Annotated in this window: 17 protein-coding genes; 8 read left to right on the top strand and 9 right to left on the bottom strand. The window is 62.6% G+C overall.

Going from position 1 to position 19,443, the window contains the following annotated elements; all coding sequences use genetic code 11:
- Positions 1-17 precede the first annotated feature (17 nt).
- Positions 18-3,644 carry a methylmalonyl-CoA mutase family protein gene (locus ABQJ54_RS14850; protein ID WP_367855094.1) on the top strand — a complete coding sequence of 1,209 codons (3,627 nt, stop codon included), beginning with the start codon at positions 18-20 and terminating at the stop codon, positions 3,642-3,644.
- A gap of 421 nt (positions 3,645-4,065) precedes the next feature.
- On the top strand, positions 4,066-5,241 hold the full coding sequence (locus ABQJ54_RS14845) for a DUF5677 domain-containing protein (RefSeq protein ID WP_367855093.1): 1,176 nt from the start codon (positions 4,066-4,068) through the stop codon (positions 5,239-5,241).
- Between the two features lie 262 nt (positions 5,242-5,503).
- Here ABQJ54_RS14845 and ABQJ54_RS14840 read toward each other — a convergent pair whose 3' ends face one another.
- The 4 genes from ABQJ54_RS14840 to ABQJ54_RS14825 form a co-directional block, all read right to left on the bottom strand.
- A complete protein-coding gene (locus tag ABQJ54_RS14840) occupies positions 5,504-6,400 on the bottom strand; it encodes a hypothetical protein (protein ID WP_367855092.1) in 897 nt (298 codons plus the stop codon).
- Between the two features lie 768 nt (positions 6,401-7,168).
- Positions 7,169-7,525 (bottom strand): hypothetical protein, encoded by a 357-nt coding sequence (locus tag ABQJ54_RS14835; protein ID WP_367855091.1) that lies wholly within the window; start codon positions 7,523-7,525, stop codon positions 7,169-7,171.
- A gap of 315 nt (positions 7,526-7,840) precedes the next feature.
- The gene (locus ABQJ54_RS14830) at positions 7,841-8,665 is read right to left on the bottom strand and encodes a restriction endonuclease (protein WP_367855090.1); all 825 of its coding nucleotides are present in this window, start codon (positions 8,663-8,665) and stop codon (positions 7,841-7,843) included.
- A gap of 86 nt (positions 8,666-8,751) precedes the next feature.
- The gene (locus ABQJ54_RS14825; RefSeq protein WP_367855089.1) at positions 8,752-9,636 is read right to left on the bottom strand and encodes an HNH endonuclease; all 885 of its coding nucleotides are present in this window, start codon (positions 9,634-9,636) and stop codon (positions 8,752-8,754) included.
- Positions 9,637-9,831: 195 nt separating this feature from the next.
- On the opposite strand from ABQJ54_RS14825, the gene ABQJ54_RS14820 reads away from it, so the two are divergent.
- Complete coding sequence (locus ABQJ54_RS14820; protein WP_367855088.1) at positions 9,832-10,113, top strand: type II toxin-antitoxin system RelE/ParE family toxin; 282 nt, start codon at positions 9,832-9,834, stop codon at positions 10,111-10,113.
- 16 nt (positions 10,114-10,129) lie between these two features.
- Positions 10,130-10,420: a HigA family addiction module antitoxin gene (locus ABQJ54_RS14815; RefSeq protein ID WP_367855087.1), complete on the top strand. Its 291-nt coding sequence runs from the start codon at positions 10,130-10,132 to the stop codon at positions 10,418-10,420.
- Between the two features lie 92 nt (positions 10,421-10,512).
- Here the strand turns inward: ABQJ54_RS14815 and ABQJ54_RS14810 are convergent, their stop codons facing one another.
- Positions 10,513-11,154 (bottom strand): hypothetical protein, encoded by a 642-nt coding sequence (locus tag ABQJ54_RS14810; RefSeq protein ID WP_367855086.1) that lies wholly within the window; start codon positions 11,152-11,154, stop codon positions 10,513-10,515.
- 239 nt (positions 11,155-11,393) lie between these two features.
- On the opposite strand from ABQJ54_RS14810, the gene ABQJ54_RS14805 reads away from it, so the two are divergent.
- Both ABQJ54_RS14805 and ABQJ54_RS14800 read left to right on the top strand, forming a co-directional pair.
- Positions 11,394-11,759, top strand: a complete 366-nt coding sequence (locus ABQJ54_RS14805; RefSeq protein WP_367855085.1) for a YciI family protein — start codon at positions 11,394-11,396, stop codon at positions 11,757-11,759.
- A 74-nt stretch (positions 11,760-11,833) separates the two neighbouring features.
- Positions 11,834-12,385, top strand: coding sequence for a DUF1801 domain-containing protein (locus ABQJ54_RS14800; protein WP_367855084.1), 552 nt, complete (start codon positions 11,834-11,836; stop codon positions 12,383-12,385).
- 33 nt (positions 12,386-12,418) lie between these two features.
- On the opposite strand, the gene ABQJ54_RS14795 is transcribed toward ABQJ54_RS14800, so the two are convergent.
- Complete coding sequence (locus ABQJ54_RS14795; protein WP_367855083.1) at positions 12,419-14,602, bottom strand: alpha-N-acetylglucosaminidase; 2,184 nt, start codon at positions 14,600-14,602, stop codon at positions 12,419-12,421.
- 192 nt (positions 14,603-14,794) lie between these two features.
- On the opposite strand from ABQJ54_RS14795, the gene ABQJ54_RS14790 reads away from it, so the two are divergent.
- On the top strand, positions 14,795-15,067 hold the full coding sequence (locus ABQJ54_RS14790) for a type II toxin-antitoxin system RelE/ParE family toxin (RefSeq protein WP_437343364.1): 273 nt from the start codon (positions 14,795-14,797) through the stop codon (positions 15,065-15,067).
- Between the two features lie 16 nt (positions 15,068-15,083).
- A complete protein-coding gene (locus ABQJ54_RS14785) occupies positions 15,084-15,374 on the top strand; it encodes a HigA family addiction module antitoxin (protein WP_367855082.1) in 291 nt (96 codons plus the stop codon).
- A 27-nt stretch (positions 15,375-15,401) separates the two neighbouring features.
- Here the strand turns inward: ABQJ54_RS14785 and ABQJ54_RS14780 are convergent, their stop codons facing one another.
- The 3 genes from ABQJ54_RS14780 to ABQJ54_RS14770 all read right to left on the bottom strand — a co-directional run bounded on the left by ABQJ54_RS14780 (position 15,402) and on the right by ABQJ54_RS14770 (position 19,008).
- Complete coding sequence (locus tag ABQJ54_RS14780) at positions 15,402-16,046, bottom strand: glutathione S-transferase family protein (protein ID WP_367855081.1); 645 nt, start codon at positions 16,044-16,046, stop codon at positions 15,402-15,404.
- A 138-nt stretch (positions 16,047-16,184) separates the two neighbouring features.
- On the bottom strand, positions 16,185-17,996 hold the full coding sequence (locus tag ABQJ54_RS14775) for an amidase (RefSeq protein ID WP_367855080.1): 1,812 nt from the start codon (positions 17,994-17,996) through the stop codon (positions 16,185-16,187).
- Positions 17,997-18,138: 142 nt separating this feature from the next.
- Positions 18,139-19,008 carry a hypothetical protein gene (locus ABQJ54_RS14770; protein ID WP_367855079.1) on the bottom strand — a complete coding sequence of 290 codons (870 nt, stop codon included), beginning with the start codon at positions 19,006-19,008 and terminating at the stop codon, positions 18,139-18,141.
- Positions 19,009-19,443 lie beyond the last annotated feature (435 nt).

Below are 19,443 nucleotides of genomic sequence, written 5' to 3'. Positions count from 1 at the left end.
ACGATGTTGGAGTCGCCATGAGTTCCCCCGCCAAGCACGTCCCCGCCGGCGCCCCCCAGGCCGAGACCACCCCGCTGCGCTTCGTCACCGCGGCCAGCCTGTTCGACGGCCACGACGCGGCGATCAACATCATGCGCCGCATCATCCAGAGCCAGGGCGCCGAGGTGATCCACCTGGGCCACAACCGCTCGGTGGAGGACGTGGTGCGCGCCGCGCTGCAGGAGGATGCCGACGCCATTGCGCTGTCGTCCTACCAGGGCGGCCACGTCGAGTACTTCAAGTACATGGTGGACATGCTGAAGGAGCGCGGCGCCAGCCATGTGCGCGTGTTCGGCGGCGGCGGCGGCACCATCACGCCGGAGGAGATCAGGGAGCTGCAGGCCTACGGCGTGGAGCGCATCTACCACCCCAACGACGGCATGAAGCTCGGCCTCACCGAGATGATCGAGGACGTGATGCAGCGCGCCGGCCGCGCCGCCGCGCAGCGCGCCCCCGACACCGCCGCGTCCAAGGTGAGCGTGGATGACGAGATCTCCATCGGCCACATGCTCAGCGCCATCGAGGAAGGCAAGCTCGGCGCCGCCGATCTCGACCACCTGCGCAAGCAGTGGAAGCTGGCCGGCAAGGCCACGCCCGTGCTCGGCCTCACCGGCACCGGCGGCGCGGGCAAGTCGTCCGTGGTGGACGAGCTGCTGCTGCGCTTCCTGCACGCCTTCCCGCAGATGCGCATCGCCGTGCTCGCCATCGACCCCACCCGCCGCCGTTCGGGCGGCGCGCTGCTGGGCGACCGCATCCGCATGAACGCGCTGCGCAGCCACCGCGTCTACATGCGCTCCATGGCCACGCGCCGCCAGCACGCCGCCACCAACGAGGTGCTGCACGACTGCATCGACTTCCTCAAGGCGCAGCCCTACGACCTGGTGATCGTGGAAACTGCCGGCATCGGCCAGAGCGATTCCGAGATCGTCGACCTGGTGGATTTCCCGGCCTACGTGATGACCAGCGACTACGGCGCGGCCAGCCAGCTGGAGAAGATCGACATGATCGACTTCGCCGAGCTGGTGGTGCTCAACAAGTTCGACAAGCGCGGCGCGGAAGACGCGCTGCGCGACGTGCGCAAGCAGTGGAAGCGCAACCGCACCGCCTTTGCCGTCAAGGACGAGGACGTGCCGGTGTATCCCACCATCGCCAGCCAGTTCAACGATCCCGGCGTGACCTGGATGTTCACCAACCTGTGCCGGCTGATGCGCGACAAGCTGCACCTGCCGGCCGAGTCGTGGTCGCCACAGCTCGACACCACGCTGAAGGAGCCGCGCGCCACCGTGCTGATCCCCGGCAGCCGCGTGCGCTACCTCGCCGAGATCGCCGAGCAGGGTCGTGGTATCAATGCCTCCGTCGCGCACCAGGCCGAGGCTGCCAGCAAGGCGCAGCATTACTACGAGTCGCTGAAGGAGCTGGGTGACGCGAAGCTGCCCAAGCCGCTGGAGCTGTACCACAGCGAAGACTTGCATCCCTCTCCCTCCGGGAGAGGGACCGAGGGTGAGGGTACGGCCCTTGCCTCAAGCGCCACGCACGCCCCGAACCCTCACCCCCAGCCCCTCTCCCGGGGGGAGAGGGGAGAAGTCGACCGCACCCTCCTGCTCCTCCGCCAGCGCTACAACGCCGCCCTCAAGGAACTCACCCACGAGTCCATCCACCTGCTGCGCGACTGGCCGGCGCTGCGCGAATCGGTGACCAAGGACGTCAACGAATACAAGGTGCGCGACAAGACCATCCGCGTCGAGAACTACCGCGTATCGCTGAGCCACCAGAAGATCCCGAAAGTCGCGCCCCCCAAGACCGAAAGCTGGGGCGACCAGCTGCTGTTCCTGGGCAAGGAAAACCTGCCCGGCCACTACCCCTACACCGGCGGCGTCTACCCGTACCGCCGCAGCGGCGAAGACCCCACCCGCATGTTCGCGGGCGAGGGCACGCCCGAGCGCACCAACCGCCGCTTCCACTACCTCAGCCAGGGCGGCGCGGCCACGCGCCTCTCCACCGCGTTCGACTCCGTCACCCTGTACGGCGAAGACCCGGCGCCGCGTCCCGACATCTACGGCAAGATCGGCAACTCCGGCGTCAACATCGCCACGCTGGACGACATGAAGAAGCTGTACTCCGGCTTCGACCTCAGCGCGCCCACCAGCTCGGTGTCGATGACCATCAACGGCCCCGCGCCCATCATCCTCGCGATGTTCATGAACACCGCGATCGACCAGAACGTCGAGAAGTACCTCAAGGAAGATCCTGCGCGCTGGGCCGCGGCGGAAAAGCAGATCGCCACCATGTTCCCCCACGGTCGCCCGCAGTACTCGGGTGACTTGCCCAAGGGCAACGAGGGCCTGGGCCTCGGCCTGCTCGGCGTCACCGGCAACCAGCTGGTGGACGCGGAAACCTACGCCCGCATCAAGGCCGAAACCCTCAGCACCGTGCGCGGCACCGTGCAGGCCGACATCCTCAAGGAGGACCAGGCGCAGAACACCTGCATCTTCTCCACCGAATTCGCCCTGCGCATGATGGGCGACATCCAGCAGTACTTCGTGGAGCACAAGGTTCGCAACTTCTATTCCGTCTCCATCTCCGGCTACCACATCGCCGAGGCCGGCGCGAACCCGATCAGCCAGCTCGCCTTCACCCTGAGCAACGGCTTCACCATCGTGGAGTACTACCTCGCGCGCGGCATGAAGATCGACGATTTCGCGCCCAACCTGTCGTTCTTCTTCTCCAACGGCATGGACCCGGAATACACCGTGATCGGCCGCGTGGCCCGCCGCATCTGGGCCCGCGCCATGCGCGAGCGCTACGGCGCCAGCAGTCGCAGCCAGATGATGAAGTACCACATCCAGACCAGCGGCCGCTCCCTGCACGCGCAGGAAATCCAGTTCAACGACATCCGCACCACCCTGCAGGCGCTGTACGCCCTGTTCGACAACTGCAACAGCCTGCACACCAACGCCTACGACGAAGCCATCACCACGCCCACCGAAGAAAGCGTGCGCCGCGCCGTGGCCATCCAGATGATCATCAACAAGGAACTGGGCCTCAACTTCAACGAAAACCCCTGGCAGGGCAGCTACATCGTCGAAGAACTCACCGACCTGGTGGAAGAGGCCGTGTACAAGGAGTTCGAAGCCATCAGCGAGCGCGGCGGCGTGCTCGGCGCCATGGACACCATGTACCAGCGCGGCAAAATCCAGGAAGAGAGCCTGTACTACGAGCACAAGAAGCACGATGGCAGTCTGCCGCTGATCGGCGTCAATACCTTCCTGCCCAAGGACCACGGCGGCGAGATCGCCACCGAGATCGAGCTGATCCGCTCGACGGAGGAGGAGAAGGGGCAGCAGATCGCCAATGTGCAGGCGTTCCAGAAGGCGCGGAATGCGCTGGCGCCGGCGGGTGAGACCTCACATGCGCACGGCACCGATTCCACCGACGCGCCCGTACCGCAGGTGCACGACAAGCATGGGCTTGCCTACCTGCAGAACACCGCCCGCGACCGCAAGAACGTCTTCGCCGCGCTGATGGAGGCGGTGAAGACGCACTCGCTGGGACAGATCAGCCATGCGCTCTATGACGTGGGCGGAGAGTATCGACGGAATATGTGACGAAAAAAGGCCCGCGAAATTGCGGGCCTTTTCTTTAGTTGATGGGGCGGAATATATGGGCAAGAGGCGTGGCAAGAAGCGTAATAGGTCAAGGCAGCACGGGAGCACGCTGTCGCAGCATAAGAGAGTCGGGAAATCGCTGCTTCCACCGATGCTCCATATGCTTCCTCAAGACAAAGTTAGGTTTTCGTCTTGGGTGAACAACCGGCTACCCGAAGTGCTCTGGGCCGTGTTAGCCGCGAGCTTGATTCCGCGTAGGGAATTGCTTCGGCTCTTCCTGCAGGTCGCAACGGAGTTAAGCGAGGAGCGCGGACCCAACGCCGAAGGCCTTGATTTGACTCAGTCCGGTTTGAGTGCATCTAGTAACGGAATCGAGAAAATATGCACCATCCTATGTCGGCACCCGGCAGGATCTAAAGCGTTGCGTCCTCTCCTTTTGTTTAAGTCGTTGCCATCGATTAAACGATGGGAGGCGGCGTTGCAAAATGTGCCCTCGGATGAGGACGGTGCGGCACTAGCAGAAGCAATCGCTAAGTGCCTAGATCATCAGTCCCAACAGTCAACTGACATTAGATGGCTAACTCTTGTTTTTAAGATTGGCATGGGCAGGGCGCAGTTTCCTGGAGAGATGATCAATGACTTGCGAAAGTACATGGAGCTTGAGTCAGAGGCTGAGGAGATGCGTGTTATTCGGCCATCAATTCGAGCGGCTGAGATGGCGTTTAGGATGATTTCCCCAAGCGCAGACGATGTGGAGTCGCCATGGTGCAAATCTTTTTGGCAAGAATCTCTCCAAAAAAGCGATTGTATTCCGGATGAGCGTGGCGCTGATGTCTTGCCGGTTGACATGGAGCGGCTCCAGTCTGCTTGGTTCGAGAAGCAGTATGAGTTGGTTGAGCGCTTCCTTCGCTTGCAGTCGACTACAGGGCTTGATGCAAGAATTGATGCGGTTTTTGGTATTGCACTGTTCGCAGGCAATGTTTTGCTTGAAGTTATGGTCGGAAGCAATCGGACTGGAATATCTGGTCGTTTACTTCTGCGGTCTCTAACTGAGTGCAGAATTACGCTTGCGTTTCTTGCAGCAAAAGATGATGCGGCACTTTGGATGCGATATCGTAGCTATGGTGTGGGTCAGGCCAAGCTCGCGCTTTTGAAATTCGATGAGCTGGATAAATGTCCGAAGTTCCTTAGCGAAGAATCATTGGCTGTTGTGGCGAATGAGGATGCTTCGGAAGAGTTCGTGGCCGTAGACCTTGGGCATTGGTGCAATGCCGATCTTAGGAAGATGGCGGAGTTTGCTGATGTCAAAGATGAATATGACGCCTTCTATGGATGGTCATCAACTTTTGTGCATGGTGGTTGGGCGGCTGTTCGGGACGCATCGCTTGCTGTGTGCATGAATCCTCTTCATAGACTTCATCGAGTCCCGCGAGGGGTGCAACGACGACTGGAAGATGTGTTGGAGGATGCGATTTTCTTGTTCAATAGAATTTGTGCCCAGGTCGATGGAATTTACGCGGGCTCTTCGGTTGATTTGATGATCTTTGAGCCAACACCGTCGAGTGGTGTCGACGTAGACATGGGGCAATCTGCTTAGCAGCCATAAGGGGACGGAGGGAATTAAACGTTTCCCGGTCTCGGGTGGCGGATCGCCGTGGTCGGTCGCGCTGGCGCAGCTGGGTGGAGCGACCTAGCGCTTTTTCGATCATGGCCTGGAACTTGGTGTTGCCCAGCACTCACTCTTGTTCGAGGTGCGTGCCGTCACCTGAAAACTTCGGTCTCTTAATTCCCTCCGTCCCCTTTGGCCCTCTCCATCCCCCTTATTGCGGTGAGTATTGGTGAAATATGTGACGTCGCTGCTAAATCCTGCTGATGACGTGTGGCCATTTTTCAACTGCTTTACGCATATTGGCTATCAAATTCAAATTTTGAAACGAGTCCCTTGTGCGTTGGGTGCTGACAATCAGATCAGATTCTCCAATATGCCATCCTTTGATATAATCGGGCATCGCTCCGTGTTTTGGTCGAAAGATGTGCGCTATGAGCCCATTAAAGTAAAAGCGGAATGTAGGAATGGTTCCTGGCTCAATACCATCTAGCGGTGGTTTAGCCATTTCGGTGGCCATGGGGGCAAAATTGTGGGGTTCGCCAATTTCAGTGAGTTGAGTCAGCGCTATCGGGAAGAAATCTTTCGGGCCAACTTCATCATTTAAAAGTAGTAGCCGAAGTTGTTCTAGATCACTTGACGCCAGCGTGACCTCAGCGACCTCGCGCCGGTTGCTGGCGGCTGATCGCCATAGTAGGCTCAAGAAGAACATGCGAAGTACTTTTGCATTGGTGTCTTGGATTTGTCGGATTCCAAAGCCATGCTCTTCACTCAGTAATTGAACATTGGGCAGAGTACTTCCAGTGTCTCTGCTGCTCCAGAGGAGCATGTGTTTACGTAATTCTTCAATTCCCGCTGCATCAAAGCGGGCCAATATATCCTCGCCTGAGCGGATCACTAGTTCTTTGTCAAACCAACTATCCCATCGTCGAACAGGTCGGCTGCCATGCCCTGCTTCTACAAAGGGGCGTCCTGGTTGTGAAGGTTTGGTGAGTGACTTCGGTAGCAAATGAGAGGCGACGAAAGTCCCTTGTTTTCCTGTTAGTTTGCAGCGTCCAAATGTCATTCGCTTGCCTTTATGTGCAGTTAGGGCGTCTCGGTCCGCCCAAATCGAAGATGGCGCAATGGCGGTGCTGGCCTGGGCCGGCATCGCCATCCATGTTGCGATGAATTATGGGGTCTCTAGATTACTACCCCACCACATCATATTGCCTGCGTCGCTTTTGCCTGCGACGAATACCCATGGTGCAGGTATTGCTTTGATTCTTGCTGCTACATCCCGTGCAAGGTCGCATATTGCTCTGCCGCTGTTTTGCGGCCCGTCATACCAGTAGGTGCCTGTCGGTAGTTGCCGTGGTCCTTGGTTGCTTTGGACGGTGTGCATGATGCTGTGATGGCTTAGTGCTGCATGCAGTTTGTCGTAATCTTCCCAAGTGGCCTTGTGTAACTCGATTCGAAGTGAAAACTCAGACATATGAGGCCTCGCAATCCCCGCCTGCATGACGGAGTTCACGTATAGGGTACTTGGGGCGGTCTCACCGGACGAGACAGAAACCTGTGGATATCTCAGAGCAAGGCTAGCGCGCTTCGGCGCGCCGTGCTGGCGTCGATTCGGTACGCTGCTGACACGGCCAAAACGGGGGACGTCGCAAGGGCGGGAGCTTTTCTTGGCCGACAGCCAGGCCGGACAGTCGCTGTTCACAGGGCGAGTGTCTCGATGAGCTGGCGGAAGCACGCCATAAGGGTCGAAAGGTATTGAGCGTTTCCTGGCGGGTATCGGGTTGTTATGGCCGCCCGTGCTGGTGTCATTGGGCTGGGTAACTGGATCTCTTAAATCCTCCATCACCTGCAGCTCTAATCCGTTTGGATTGGCCAGGCGACCTTGATGCGGCCGCCTGGCAAGGTGGGTGTCTGAAGCTCAGTACGGCACGTCGTTCGAATGGATCGGGGTGGTCACGGGCAACTGGCTGAGCGCCTCGGCTTGCTCGCTGAGGAAGTACAGGGCGGCGAACAGGCCTTCGGTGGTGGGCGCATCCAGCGGGCAGTAGCCGGGTTCGATGGTGTCGCTTTGGCTGTTGGTGTGAAGGTCGCGGAAGGCTTCGCTGTTGGTAAGGACGCGGGCGAGGGCGCGGATGGCGGTGGTGAGGCCAGCCAGGGTGGCGGCGTCCTGCTGGTCGGGGTCGGCGTCGGCGAGGGTCCAGTAGGGGCGTGAGAGCGGGTTGGTGGGGATGCGCGCATCGTCGTGCGCGACTGCCGTATGATCGGGCTTAGCCATGGTCAACTCCGTATAAGTTGGTTGTGGTCAGCGGGTCGTATGGGTTCCAGCCCATGCGGCCCGCGCTGCTTTTGGTCTTGCGGTTTTCCTTGAGTGGCGGTTTTCTTCGGCCGGCGGCGATTGCGCTGCGGCGGTTTTGATATTAAAGCGGATAGAAAATAAAATCTGTCAGGTGGATGGGTTTAGTTTGTAGGAATTTGACTTTATTTTGTAGTCCATGGTTTTGATTAATTCGTTGGGCGTTATTAGCGATTTTTGGAGTTCAGGTAGATATGTCGGCGGCGGTTTATGTAGAGCGTCGTTAAAAAACCAAAATCAGGACGCATTTTCTGTGAGCTGGCGTGTGCCACGGCAGCCCGGATAGTCCGTGCAGCCCCAGAAGTGTTCCTTGGTTCGCCTGTTTGCACGTTGCTGCATGGCCTTGCCGCACTTTGGGCAAAGAGGCGCCGCGGCTTCGGTTGGGGTTGATGCCTGTGTCTGCGAAGTTTGTCTGGAGGCGGGTGCTTGTACGCTTCGCACGAGCTCCAGCAGGGCTTTCCCGCTGATCAGTTCGATGGGTTTTCCCTCGGCGAAACGGCGTGCGTCAGGCGTATAGCTGCCGACGGCGACGATTTTCACGGCGGATGCCTGGTGGTGTGCGAGAAGGCCGAACATTTCCCGGACTACCTTGACGTCGACGCGTTGCGTTCTCCAGCGCTTGCATTGCACCAGCGTGAGCTTGCCGTCCTTGCGAAGCGTCAGGTCGATGCCGCCGTCCGCGCCACCGAGCCCGGTTTCCTGTATGGCGTAACCCTGGCGCCGGAATGCTTCTCCCACTAGCAGTTCGAATTGGCGCCAGCTCAGCGCGCGGATGCTTTCCAGATCCGTTTGGGTTTCCAACAGCCGCCGCCGACGTTTCGCTCCGATGTACGAGGCAAGAGCTGCTGCCCAGCAAAGGCCGAGCACAGCCCACGCCAAAGGTGCGTACGCCTTGCCGGATAGCTCCCGGCCCAGGCCGGCGAGGTAGACATTCTGGCTGGTGCCCATGATCCAGCCGATGCCGTAGCGGACGCCCACAAAGCCGATCACGCCAAGCACCAGGGGAACGGGCCAGGGCATCGATGCGAGTAGATCGAAGTTGCTTTCCTTGCGTTTGGCCATGTTTCCTCATTCCTCGGGTGCAGTTGGCTCGTATGGGATTTTCTCGTAGGTGCTAACGCAGGCCATGCGACGGCCGCGCGGCTCGTTCAAGCTTTGAAGCAATGCTCACGGTGCCAACGCAAGTAGGTCGGGTGCGGCCTCAGTTCCGGAGCGTCCGGGATGCCAAGCGTTCGATCCGGGCGTATCAGCTTGTCCAGGTCGTCAGGTACCCCGTGCGGCGAGAGAAGGATGCGGAAGTCATCGCCGAAGGTCATCAGGCCGCGATCGAACAGCCAGTGTGCGGTGCCGGTGAGGGCGATGCCGTTGCGGACGGCATCCGGTCCGTCCGCCTCGACGGAGCGGATGTGAGCGGCCTGTACTTCCGGGCGTCCGCCCCCGTTGATGAGGCGCAGCCCGGTGACGGCGCAGGTGTTTCGATAAGCGGCGCGCACTTGGCGTCGGAAGCAGACGTCGCGCACCTTCCGTGCCGTGAGTGTCTCCACGATGGGGCGCACGACGTACTCGGGCGGTTCCTCCGCCATGGCGTGCGCCCGCTCCCAGGGCTCCGGCTGCGTGCTGATGCCCCGCCGCACGATGTCGTCGAATTCGCTGCGGGGAAGCGCTCGCACGGCACGCCCAAACGCGCCCTTGTTCGTCTGGCTGTCCTCGCGCTGGAGTATCGACTCCCGGTAACCCGATGCATCCCGGAAAGGCACGGGCTGGTCGAATTCCATATAGCCGGTCATCTGCGCGTAGAAGTGGTCCGCGCGGACAGGATCTTGGACGACCTTCTTGACGTGTGCGATGGCGAAGTACGCTTGCCGGCCGGTGGCGCTGTGCGGCCCCGTGGTGCGCCTTGGCTCGTAGTAGACGATCCAGTCGCCGACCGCTTCCTCGACCTGCCGCAGATAGGTTTTCGGAAAGTGGTACCGCTCTTCGATCAAATCGTCGTAGATCGAGCTGGCGGAAGCGGTGAATACGGCGTTCGTCATCGGCGTCCCTTCGGCGCCGGACCAGGTTACCAGGCAAGACAAAAGCCAGCATGCCGAGCGCGCATGGTTGCCGTGGACGGCGCCGCATTCTGCGTGGCCGTTGCCCGGAAAGGGCGCCAGGGACAATGACTGGCATTCCCTGTATCCAGGCCATGACGATTTGCGTTATATGACGGATGGCGTTATGGTTTGCCCGTGATCAGGAACTTTGCCGACAAGGAAGCGGAGAAGATCTGGGGCGGCACGCCTTCCCGACGCCTGCCTGCCGATATCCAGTCCGTGGCGCGCCGCAAGCTGCGCATGCTGGCGAACGCTTCGGTGCTGGACGATCTGCGCATTCCTCCCGCCAACCGGCTGGAAGCCCTGAAGGGCCAGCGCAAAGGCCAGCACAGCATCCGCATCAACGATCAATGGCGCGTCTGTTTCCGCTGGATCGACGGTGACGCCCATGACGTGGAAATCGTCGACTACCACTGACATCAACGAGTCGATCATGAAGAGCCTGCCCAACATCCATCCCGGCGAAGTGTTGCTCGAGGAGTTCCTGACGCCCATGGGCATCAGCCAGAACGCCCTGGCGCGCGCTGCCGGCGTGCCGCCGCGCCGCATCAACGAGATCGTGCTTGGCAAGCGCGGTGTCACGGCGGATACCGCCGTGCGTCTGGCCGCTGCCCTGGGGACCAGCGAGCGCTTCTGGTTGGGACTTCAGGCGGACTACGATCTGGAAGAGGCTCACCGGACACTCGGCAAGACCGTCGACCAGATTGAGCGGATTGCCGCGTAAGTCCTCAGGCCCCGAATGTTCCAAACCGAAATGCGTGGCACGGCGCACTTTATCCGTCCCATTTGTTGTTCGTTCTACACGGATCTGGGCGGCTATGTCGCGAGCGCTTTTTTCAGGAGCATGTCGTACAGCTCCAGGCGAAATCGCACCCCAACCTGCAGCAGGCTCAGCCAGTAGACGCCCATCAGCAGGACGAACAGGAAGACCTCGGGCCAGCTGACTTGCGGCGGCCAGTGCATGTCCTTGAACTGGATGAAGAGGGCGACGAGGATCGGCAGGATACCCAGCTTGTCCAGCCCGCCGGTCAACAGGGGGAATTTGCTGCGCAACCGCTCCACGCGGAAACCGGTGAAGTCGCTCATGACCTGCAGGCGCTCGCGCGGAAAATTCCGCAGCCAGCCAATCAACTCTTCGTGATGCGGCATGTCGAAGTCCAGGGTCTCGGCAAGCTCGCGCCGCTCGCTGGACGGCTTCATGTTGAGGCCCGGCTGTTGCGCAGTGAAGGCCACAAAGAATCCCAACAGCTCGATCACCAGCAGCACAGCTACAGCGGCAAGTGCCCAGCGGCTGTTGGGCAGCGTCTTGGCGATGATCTGGCCCAGCAACGCCGATGCAAAGCCAACGCCGCTACCCCATCCCACGCGACGGCTGGGGGTGAACTGGCAGGACGGATGTAGCGGCAAGCCCTCGATCCGCTTGTCCAGCGCGGCAAACGTCAGTGTCGATGACTCCATTCGCGTTGATCCCCTGTGATCGACGTTCGTGAGGCTTCTAGCCTGCCACGGAAACCTGAGCCCCGTCCTCTTTCCGGAGGAAACCGGGGCGGAGGAAGCTGCAAGGTCTTCGCTTGACTTCCTCCGTCCCGTTTTTGCTGCACGTCGACGAAGCGACCAGTCTTGTGTCGATCCGGGCTGCGCCCGTTCGTCGGAAGGAGGAAGGCGGCCACCAGCGTTGCGTGGCCTTGGGGCAGGACATGAGCGAGTACTTGATCTACTTCAACCAGCCGTGGGTCGGCGAGCACACCGAGACGTGGTTCAAGGAGCGCGGTCCGCTGGCAAAGGCGGTGGTGCATGCGATGAAGGCGGCGGGTGTCTACGTGTTCGCCGGGGGACTGGAAGAGGATCCGGATGCGGCCTTCACGGCGGATGCCACCCGCGGAACGCTGAGGTTCACCGATGGGCCCTACGTCCGGAACCCGCAGTTCCTGGGCGGTTTCACCGTGATCGACGTGGCCGACGAGCAGGCGGCAAGGCAGTGGGCCGGCAAGCTGGCCGAAGCCTGCGGCTGGCCACAGGAGGTTCGCAGGTTCAAGCCGCGGCCCGGAGGAAGGACAGAATAAGGGCCACCTTCAGGCGTTTGATTGGAAGCGGTGGCAGGGATATCTCTACGCGGTTCCACGATGGGAGGCTTGCGATGGCACGCACCGTTGATACCGGGAAAGCAGGCGGCAAGGCGGCGGGAAAACCCGCTGCCGGCCAGATCGCTGCCAAGGCCAGGTCGAAGGTACGCACGTCCGGTGTGCGCGCGGAGGCGCTAGCGGTCGCCGCGACGCTGCCGGTCGCCATGACGGGCCGGGCCAGCCCGGCGAAAGCCAAGGACGGGGACGCGCCGGTTTTTGCCTATATCCGCAGCCTGCCGCAGCCGCAACGCGGCATCGCCGAACGCGTGGATGCCCTGGCCGCCAGGACGCTGCCGGGTTTGCAGCGCTCCGTGAAATGGGGCATGGCGTGGTACGGCGTCGGCGACGGCTGGTGCTTCTCCTGCGGCGGTTTCGCCGGCCACGTCAAGCTGACGTTCGGCCGCGGCACCTCGCTCACGCCGGTGCCGCCGGTTACGCCGATCGGGATGGGCAAGGATTCGCGGGGCGTGAACCTTGCATCGGTGGCAGACCTCGATGAACGCCAGGCCGCGTCATGGATGAAACAAGCCACCGCCATCCCCGGTTTCGGGAAAAAGAAGCGCTGAGCGCGGGCAGGGCGTGGCAACCGGACGGAACCCCTAGTTCTGTGCGTTGCGCGTCAGGTCGTCCAGCACGTCCTTCGCGATGGCATGGATGTCGCCGGTGGGGCGGGTCGGATAGGTATTCCGTGCGTGCGCCCACTGTTCGCCCATGGCATACCAGTCGATGGCCTTGGGTTTGTCGCCGGTGCTGAGCGCCGTATCCAGCGAGTCGAAGAAAAGCTTCCAGCGCGCGTAGTAGTAGTCGCCGACCAGCCCCTGCCATTCGCGGCGCGCGTAGTCCGCTTCCTGCGGGTTGCCCCAGATCGTGATCAGCGCCCGCGCGTCGTATTCGATCCCTGTCCACTCTTCGGCGGAATGCGCATAGGATTTCGCGTTGGCCAACCACGGGCCCAGCATGAACTGCTCGTTGGTGCCCAGCACGGTGTCGAGCTCCTTCATCTGGTGCAGCCACTGCGCCGTCAGGCGGTTCAGTCGGGCCTTGTCCTTCGCCTCGAACGCGGCCTTGATCCTGGGCAACAGGACCCGGCTGTGCACCGACAGTGCCTGCCGGGTGAGGTCGGTCAGGTCGTAGCGATAGGCGCTGCTATTCCGCAGCGCGGGAGCGACCTGGAGCAGCTCGGCCAGCGCCCGGTCGATTTGCGCCGGGTCGTAATGCAACGGCCGGCCGCCGGGCTCGGACAGGTTCGGCGCCAGTTCGTAAAAGCCGGTCTGGTACTTGCTGTCCCAGTTGGCGGGCAGGTTGTAGGCGGTCTGTTGCAGGATGTGCCACGCGGCTACCGCGTGCGGATCGGGCGCGGAGCCGCCGTAGCGACGCCATGCCCAGTTGCGGAACCACTGGTCGGGATCGGCCGGTGTCTCGCGCCATGCAAGCTCGGTGAAAAACGCCGATGCCACTGGGTTGTTGTCGCTGGCCTCCGGCATCAGCGCGATGCCTGCCATCGCGCTGTCCGGTTTGTCTTTCCACGCCCAGTACCGGCTGTTCCATATCGAGAGGTTGGCGCCCATGTTGGTATGGCCGCCGAAATTCCAGATCGTGCCGAAGGCGTACGGCGTGCCGTGCCATTCGGCTTCGCGGTCGGCCGTGGGCGTGCTGGATTCGGAGCTGCCATCCACGATCAGGGCGTGGGATTTGTCCAGCCCCTGGATCACGGCCGGCAGCGGGTTGCCTTCCCAGCCCAGCAGTACCCAGATGGCGCCGGGATGGGCCAGTTCGAGCGCCTTCTGCGTGTCCTTCACGGCGGCGGTCAGGTCGATGTCGCCGCTCTCGGCGCCCTCGCTGCCTTCGTGCAGCGGATCCATCTTGTACAGGGTGCTGTCGCCATAGAGGGCCGATTGCCTGCGATAGAAATCGGCGGCGACCTTGGGGAACCAGGCGTTGGTGGGGTCGAGCCAGTCCGGCCGGGGGAAGTTGTCCCACGTGCCGGTGTTCACCGCGTGCGCGCCAGGGTTGCGGTCGTTGAAGTGCGGCGGCACGGTGCCGTAATAGCCGGGGAACACCGGCATCATGCCCAGTTCGCGCAGCCGTCCGACCAGTTTGCGGGTGAGTGCGGCGTCCTGGTCGACGACGCTTTGCGGAATCGGATCGTGCGAACAGCACATGTTCTGCAGCAGCCACCACGACTGGTGGGTGATCTGCGGTATCCAGTGCAGCATCTCCGCCTGGCTGTAGCCGAAATCCTCGAGTGTCTGCTCGTACACCTTGGCCTGTCCCTGGTACACCAGCACCTCGTTGATGCCTTGCAGGGCCAGCACGTCGATCTTGTGCTGCCAGTAGTCCCAATGCGCGTACGGTTGCGTGTAGGCCTTGTCCACGTCGTTGAACGCAAACCGGTGGATGCCCGTGGCCTTGCGGGAGATCGGCTGCCTGGGCAGCGGCAGGGTGTCCGGCAGGTTCAATTGCTCGCCGTTCAACGAGATGTCGGCATGCGCCACTTCATCCAGATACCAGCCGAAGCCGGCCAGCAGCGTGGCCGGCGAGGTGGCCTCGATGACGAGCCGGTGGTTCTTCCCTGCGACCCGGAAATAATCGCCTTGCGAACGTCTGGGCATGGCCTGCAGGCTCACCTGATCGGCGTACTTGCTTCCCACCAGCCGCTCCAGCGCGGCGTGCGCCGGAGCAACGTCGAATGCAGGTTGAGCGGTGCTGGCCGTTGCCGTGGGGACTCCCGCAAACGCGCTTGGCAATGACGCTGTCCATAGAACGATTCCCGCAAGACACATGGCAGGAAGCATCTTGAATCGGCGGTTAGAAAGCATCGGTCGGCCTTTTTCTATGTTCTATGGTTGTCATTGAAGCACAGACGTACACGGGGAAAAGGAGTCAGGGCCAATGACTGGTGTTCTCGACGCCCAGGCTATGACGATTTGCGTTATATGACGGATGACGTTATGGGTTGCCTGTGATCAGGAACTTTGCCGACAAGGAAGCAAGCGGAAAAGATCTGGGGCGGAACGCCTTCCCGGCGCCTGCCTGCCGATATCCAGTCCGTGGCGCGCCGCAAGCTGCGCATGCTGGCAAACGCTTCGGTGCTGGATGACCTGCGCATTCCTCCGGCCAATCGGCTGGAAGTCCTGAAGGGCCAACGCAAAGGCCAGCACAGCATCCGCATCAACGATCCATGGCGCGTCTGTTTCCGATGGATCGACGGTGACGCCCACGACGTGGAAATCGTCGACTACCACTGACGCCAACGAGTCGATCATGAAGAGCCTGCCCAACATCCATCCCGGCGAAGGGTTGCTCGAGGAGTTCCTGACGCCCATGGGCATCAGCCAGAACGCCCTGGCACGCGCTGCCGGCGTGCCACCGCGCCGCATCAACGAGATCGTGCTCGGCAAGCGCGGTGTCACGGCGGATACCGCCGTGCGCCTGGCCGCGGCCCTCGGGACCAGCGAGCGCTTCTGGCTGGGGCTTCAGGCGGACTACGATCTGGAAGAGGCTCACCGGACGCTCGGCAAGGCTGTCGACCGGATTGAGCGGATTGCGGCGTGACGGGTCTGGCTGGCTGGTCAAAAACGGTTACTGAGCAGGCGTCCTGGCGAACCATGCCTTCCTGGATTCACAGGTCGCCATGGCGCGCTGGTAGCTTGCGCGCGCGCTGGTGCGGGCGATATAGGCTTTCTCCGTTTCGCCGAGGGCGATGCCTGCACCGTGTTGCGCCAGTTCCAGCGCGTACGTCACCGAAATGTCGGCGGCTGTGAACATCTCGCCGGCGAGATAGGGCGTGCGTGCCAGCTGCCGCGTCACCAGGCCGAGCCGGGTTTGGAAAACGTCCAGCGCCTGATCGGCGCTCCAGTTCTGCCGTTCGGACTCCGGCGCGAAATTGCGCGCGCCGACGACGAAGTAGACGGAGGCCGCGAGGCCGGCTTCGCCAAGGTGCAGGAACTGCTGGTAAGCGGGGAATGCCGGATCGTGCGGGGCGGGCGCCAGCGGCGTGGGCCCGTAGCGGGCCATCAGGTATTCCATGATCGCGATGGACTCGACCATGGTGACGTCGCCGTCCCGGATCGCCGGGATGAAACCGGCGGGGTTGATGGCCAGGAATTCCGGGTCTTTCTCGACGCCGGCGAGAAGGTCCACCGGCCGCAAGCGGTACGGAAGGCCCATCTCTTCCAGCAGCCAGACGACCCGGAAGCCTCTACCTTCGCCAAAGACCGTGATCATCGTCCCTCGTCCTCCTGTCGTTCGGCCTTGTCGGTCCTGCGACAGGAAGACGAACGGGACCTTCGGAAATCGACGTCGGCAACTCGCCTGTCGCCCCGGCACGCTTTCGATCCGATCGGCCGAATCAGGCGCCGCCGATCAGAAACCCGGCGGCCGCTCTCCAGCTACCGCCACCTTCGCCTCCAACGCCCGGCCGACGCGGCCCAGCGTGCCTTCCTCGAACAGCCGGCCGATCAGGGTGACGCCGTAGGGCACGCGGTGCGGCGTGGCCAGCTTCGGCAGCGGGTGTTTCGGGTCGGGCGCCCAGTCGCTGCGTACCTGGCTCACTTCCACGAAGCCGGTGCGCAGGGTGAGCGAGGGCTGGCCGGTCATGTTGGAGATCACCATCATCTCGTCGCGCAGCGAGGGCACCAGCAGCAGGTCCACCTCGCCCATCACGCGTTCCATCTCCTTCGCCACCTTGAGGCGCAGGCGGTCGGCCTGCACGAAGTCCACGGCGGAGAGGAAACGCGACTCGCGGAACAGGTTGGGCCAGGCATCCGGGGTCTGCACGCGCATCTGGTCGGCGGCGCCGGAGAGCGTGAGTTCCTCGAAGGCGGCGGCGGCTTCGGCGAACAGCAGCACGTTGAGGTCGTCGTACGGCCAGTCGGGCAGGGATACTTCAGTCGGCACCAGGCCGAGCGCGCGCAGCTGGTCGAGCGCGGCGCGGTCGAGATCGGTGGCTGGCGCTTCCTTCATCCAGCCGGGGAAGTAGCCGACCTTGAGGCCCTTGATGGATTCGGCCGCGTCGTAGTCCAGGTGCGCCGCCACGCTGGCAGTGTCGCCGGGGTCGATGCCGCGGATGGTATTTAGCACCAACAGGGTGTCTTCCACCGAGCGGGCGATGGGGCCGAGCTTGTCCATCGTCCAGCACAGGGTCATGGCGCCGGTGCGCGGCACGCGGCCGTAGGTGGGGCGCAGGCCGGTGGTGCCGCAACGCATGCACGGGCTGATGATGCTGCCCTGGGTTTCGCTGCCGATGGCGAACGCCACCAGGCCGGCCGCCGTGGCCGAGGCGGGGCCGGCGCTGGAGCCGGAGGCGCCTTCCTTGAGCAGCCACGGGTTCATGGTCTGGCCGCCGAACCAGATGTCGTTGAGCGCCAGCGCACCCAGGCTGAGCTTGGCCACCAGCACCGCGCCGGCCTCGTTGAGCTTGCGGGTGACTGCGGCGTCGTCCTGCGGCACGCGGTGGCGGAACGGCTCGGCGCCGTAGGTGGTGGCGATGCCGGCGGTGTCGAGCAGGTCTTTCGCGCCCCACGGGATGCCGTGCAGCGGGCCGCGATAGTGGCCGGCGGCGATCTCCTTGTCGGCTTGCGCGGCCTGCGCCAGCGCGTGGTCCTCGCACAGGGTGATGACGCAGTGCAGTTGCGGATCGAAGCGCTTCAGACGTGCGAGATAGATCTTCGTCAGCCGGGTGGAAGTGAGCTTGCGCGTGCGGAGCCACGCGCCGAGCTGGGCGACGGAGGCGAAGGCGATGTCCTCGTCCTTCGCTGGCAGCGGCTTAGCCGCCACCGTGGACGGTACGAAGCGATCGTGCGCAGGCCCGACCTGCGCACGGCCCATCGCCGGGAACCAGGCGGTGGCCGGCGCCAGCCCTTCTTCCAGCGCCACCTTGCGCGGACCGGTGCGGCGCTCCAGCAGCGCGGCCATGGAGGTGGGCCAGTTGGCCACTGCCATTTCGCGCTGCGCCTCGGTCATGCTTACCTGCGCCAGCTTCTCCGCCTCGGCGAAGGTGGCCGTGGTGAGCTTCGGCCCCGCCGGCGGCGCGGTGTTGAAGGCGCTTGGCGAGCCGGGCGGCGGCGTGCCCGGAGCGGCGGGGTTCTGCCCGGTCTGCGCCAGCGCGCTGCCGGCCACCATGGCACCCAGCAGGCCCAGCGGCGCCTGGGTGAGGAAGTCGCGACGAGTCTTCATGGTTCTCCCCGATGCGCCCCCGCAGCGGGAACGCGTTGCTGTCGAATCCGGCGAGGGTGCGGTCCGGAGAGGTGTCAGAGCTTCTTGGTTGCAGCCGGAAGCACTGGCCACCTTGATCCTGACTTCCGGCGGGTGCCGTTGTTTATGGCGAGGCCGGAGGCGTCGATGCCGATGTTGCTGCAGCGGGCGACGCGGCCGTGGTCGCGCCGGCGGGTTGCGTGGGTTGTGCGCCACCAGAGCCGTATTGAGCGACCTGCAGGGTGAACCGTGCTTGTTGTCCAGTAGGTATCGCCGCCGGATCGGCGTACACCTGAATCATGTAGGCCGTCGCCGTCGCAGCCGACTCGGACCAGGTGTTCGCCCCGGTCGTGCTCGTGTCGACCAGCTTCTTGTCGTGGGTCTGGTCATCCACCTTGAAGTGCAACTGGGGATTGCTCGCGACGAGATTGACCTTGACTGCCATGCCCGCTGCGATGGAAACGGTGTAGTCGTGTGCGGCAGCGCCGGAAGCCAGGCTCCCATTTTCCACCGACCATGGCTGGTTGGCCTGGAATGTCATTGCGGTCGTCGGCGGCTGCAAATCTGCGGCCCCGTATTGCCCGACCTGCAACGCGTATTTCGCGGTTTCCCCGCGCTTTACCGCATCAGGGTCCATGTAGACCTGGATCGCGTACGTGGTGGCCGTCGCGTTCGGAGATGACCAGGTGGAGGCACCCGTTTTATGGGAATCCAGCAGTTGTTTGTCGTGGGTCTGGTCGTTCACCTTGAAATACACGTTCGCATTGTTGCTGAGGAGGTTGAGCTGCAATGTCTTGCCCGCCGCGATCGCCACCGTGTAATCGTGCGAGCTGTCGGAATGGTCGAGGTTGCCGATTTCCTGCGCCCACACACTGTTTGCCGCAAAGGTCACCGTGTCCGGCGTGGTGGCGAAAGCGGGCAGCGACATGCAGGCAGCGGCCATGCCGAGACTCAGCCCCACGGCGGTGCTACGGAGAAAATGGAAACGTGGCATGTGTGGAATCCTCGCGTTGTCTGGAATGCGGTTGTCAAACAGGGGGAAAGATATCAGGGGCCATTTTTTCACCGGGCCTTCGGCGTCAGCGCCTTGCCGAGCAACTACTCATGGTGCTGAAGCCGTAGTCCGGGATTGATCGCCAACGGCAGCTGCGAATCCCCACCTGGCTTTCATCGGCAGGACCGTCGGTGCCTTTGGGAATTTGGGCAGCGCGTCGATCCGGGCGCTCCATGCAGCCGATGTCAGTTCCGGTGACTCCAACACGTCTGGATGCATCCTCGCACTCGCGTCGATGCTTCCTCCCATGTGCATGGCCATGTCTTCCCCCGGAGTCGATGCAGCCTGCGGACCATACGCCGGCCTGATGCGGTTCGCCATATCCCGGGTGGGCATGGGAATGTCGCAACTGGACGAGGCCGGCTGCCGCCGTCG

Origin of the sequence: Rhodanobacter lycopersici (genome assembly GCF_040812335.1) — a bacterium.
Classification (GTDB): domain Bacteria; phylum Pseudomonadota; class Gammaproteobacteria; order Xanthomonadales; family Rhodanobacteraceae; genus Rhodanobacter_A; species Rhodanobacter_A lycopersici.
Note: the sequence above shows the minus strand (reverse complement) of the source record. Positions and strands in the feature narration are given on the sequence as shown.

Coding starts and splice junctions, on each gene's coding strand:
- ABQJ54_RS14850 (WP_367855094.1), top strand. CDS start 18: ATGAGTTCCCCCGCCAAGCACGTCCCCGCCGGCGCCCCCCAGGCCGAG.
- ABQJ54_RS14840 (WP_367855092.1), bottom strand. CDS start 6,400: ATGCCGGCCCAGGCCAGCACCGCCATTGCGCCATCTTCGATTTGGGCG.
- ABQJ54_RS14835 (WP_367855091.1), bottom strand. CDS start 7,525: ATGGCTAAGCCCGATCATACGGCAGTCGCGCACGACGATGCGCGCATC.
- ABQJ54_RS14830 (WP_367855090.1), bottom strand. CDS start 8,665: ATGGCCAAACGCAAGGAAAGCAACTTCGATCTACTCGCATCGATGCCC.
- ABQJ54_RS14825 (WP_367855089.1), bottom strand. CDS start 9,636: ATGACGAACGCCGTATTCACCGCTTCCGCCAGCTCGATCTACGACGAT.
- ABQJ54_RS14815 (WP_367855087.1), top strand. CDS start 10,130: ATGAAGAGCCTGCCCAACATCCATCCCGGCGAAGTGTTGCTCGAGGAG.
- ABQJ54_RS14810 (WP_367855086.1), bottom strand. CDS start 11,154: ATGGAGTCATCGACACTGACGTTTGCCGCGCTGGACAAGCGGATCGAG.
- ABQJ54_RS14805 (WP_367855085.1), top strand. CDS start 11,394: ATGAGCGAGTACTTGATCTACTTCAACCAGCCGTGGGTCGGCGAGCAC.
- ABQJ54_RS14800 (WP_367855084.1), top strand. CDS start 11,834: ATGGCACGCACCGTTGATACCGGGAAAGCAGGCGGCAAGGCGGCGGGA.
- ABQJ54_RS14795 (WP_367855083.1), bottom strand. CDS start 14,602: ATGTGTCTTGCGGGAATCGTTCTATGGACAGCGTCATTGCCAAGCGCG.
- ABQJ54_RS14785 (WP_367855082.1), top strand. CDS start 15,084: ATGAAGAGCCTGCCCAACATCCATCCCGGCGAAGGGTTGCTCGAGGAG.
- ABQJ54_RS14780 (WP_367855081.1), bottom strand. CDS start 16,046: ATGATCACGGTCTTTGGCGAAGGTAGAGGCTTCCGGGTCGTCTGGCTG.
- ABQJ54_RS14775 (WP_367855080.1), bottom strand. CDS start 17,996: ATGAAGACTCGTCGCGACTTCCTCACCCAGGCGCCGCTGGGCCTGCTG.
- ABQJ54_RS14770 (WP_367855079.1), bottom strand. CDS start 19,008: ATGCCACGTTTCCATTTTCTCCGTAGCACCGCCGTGGGGCTGAGTCTC.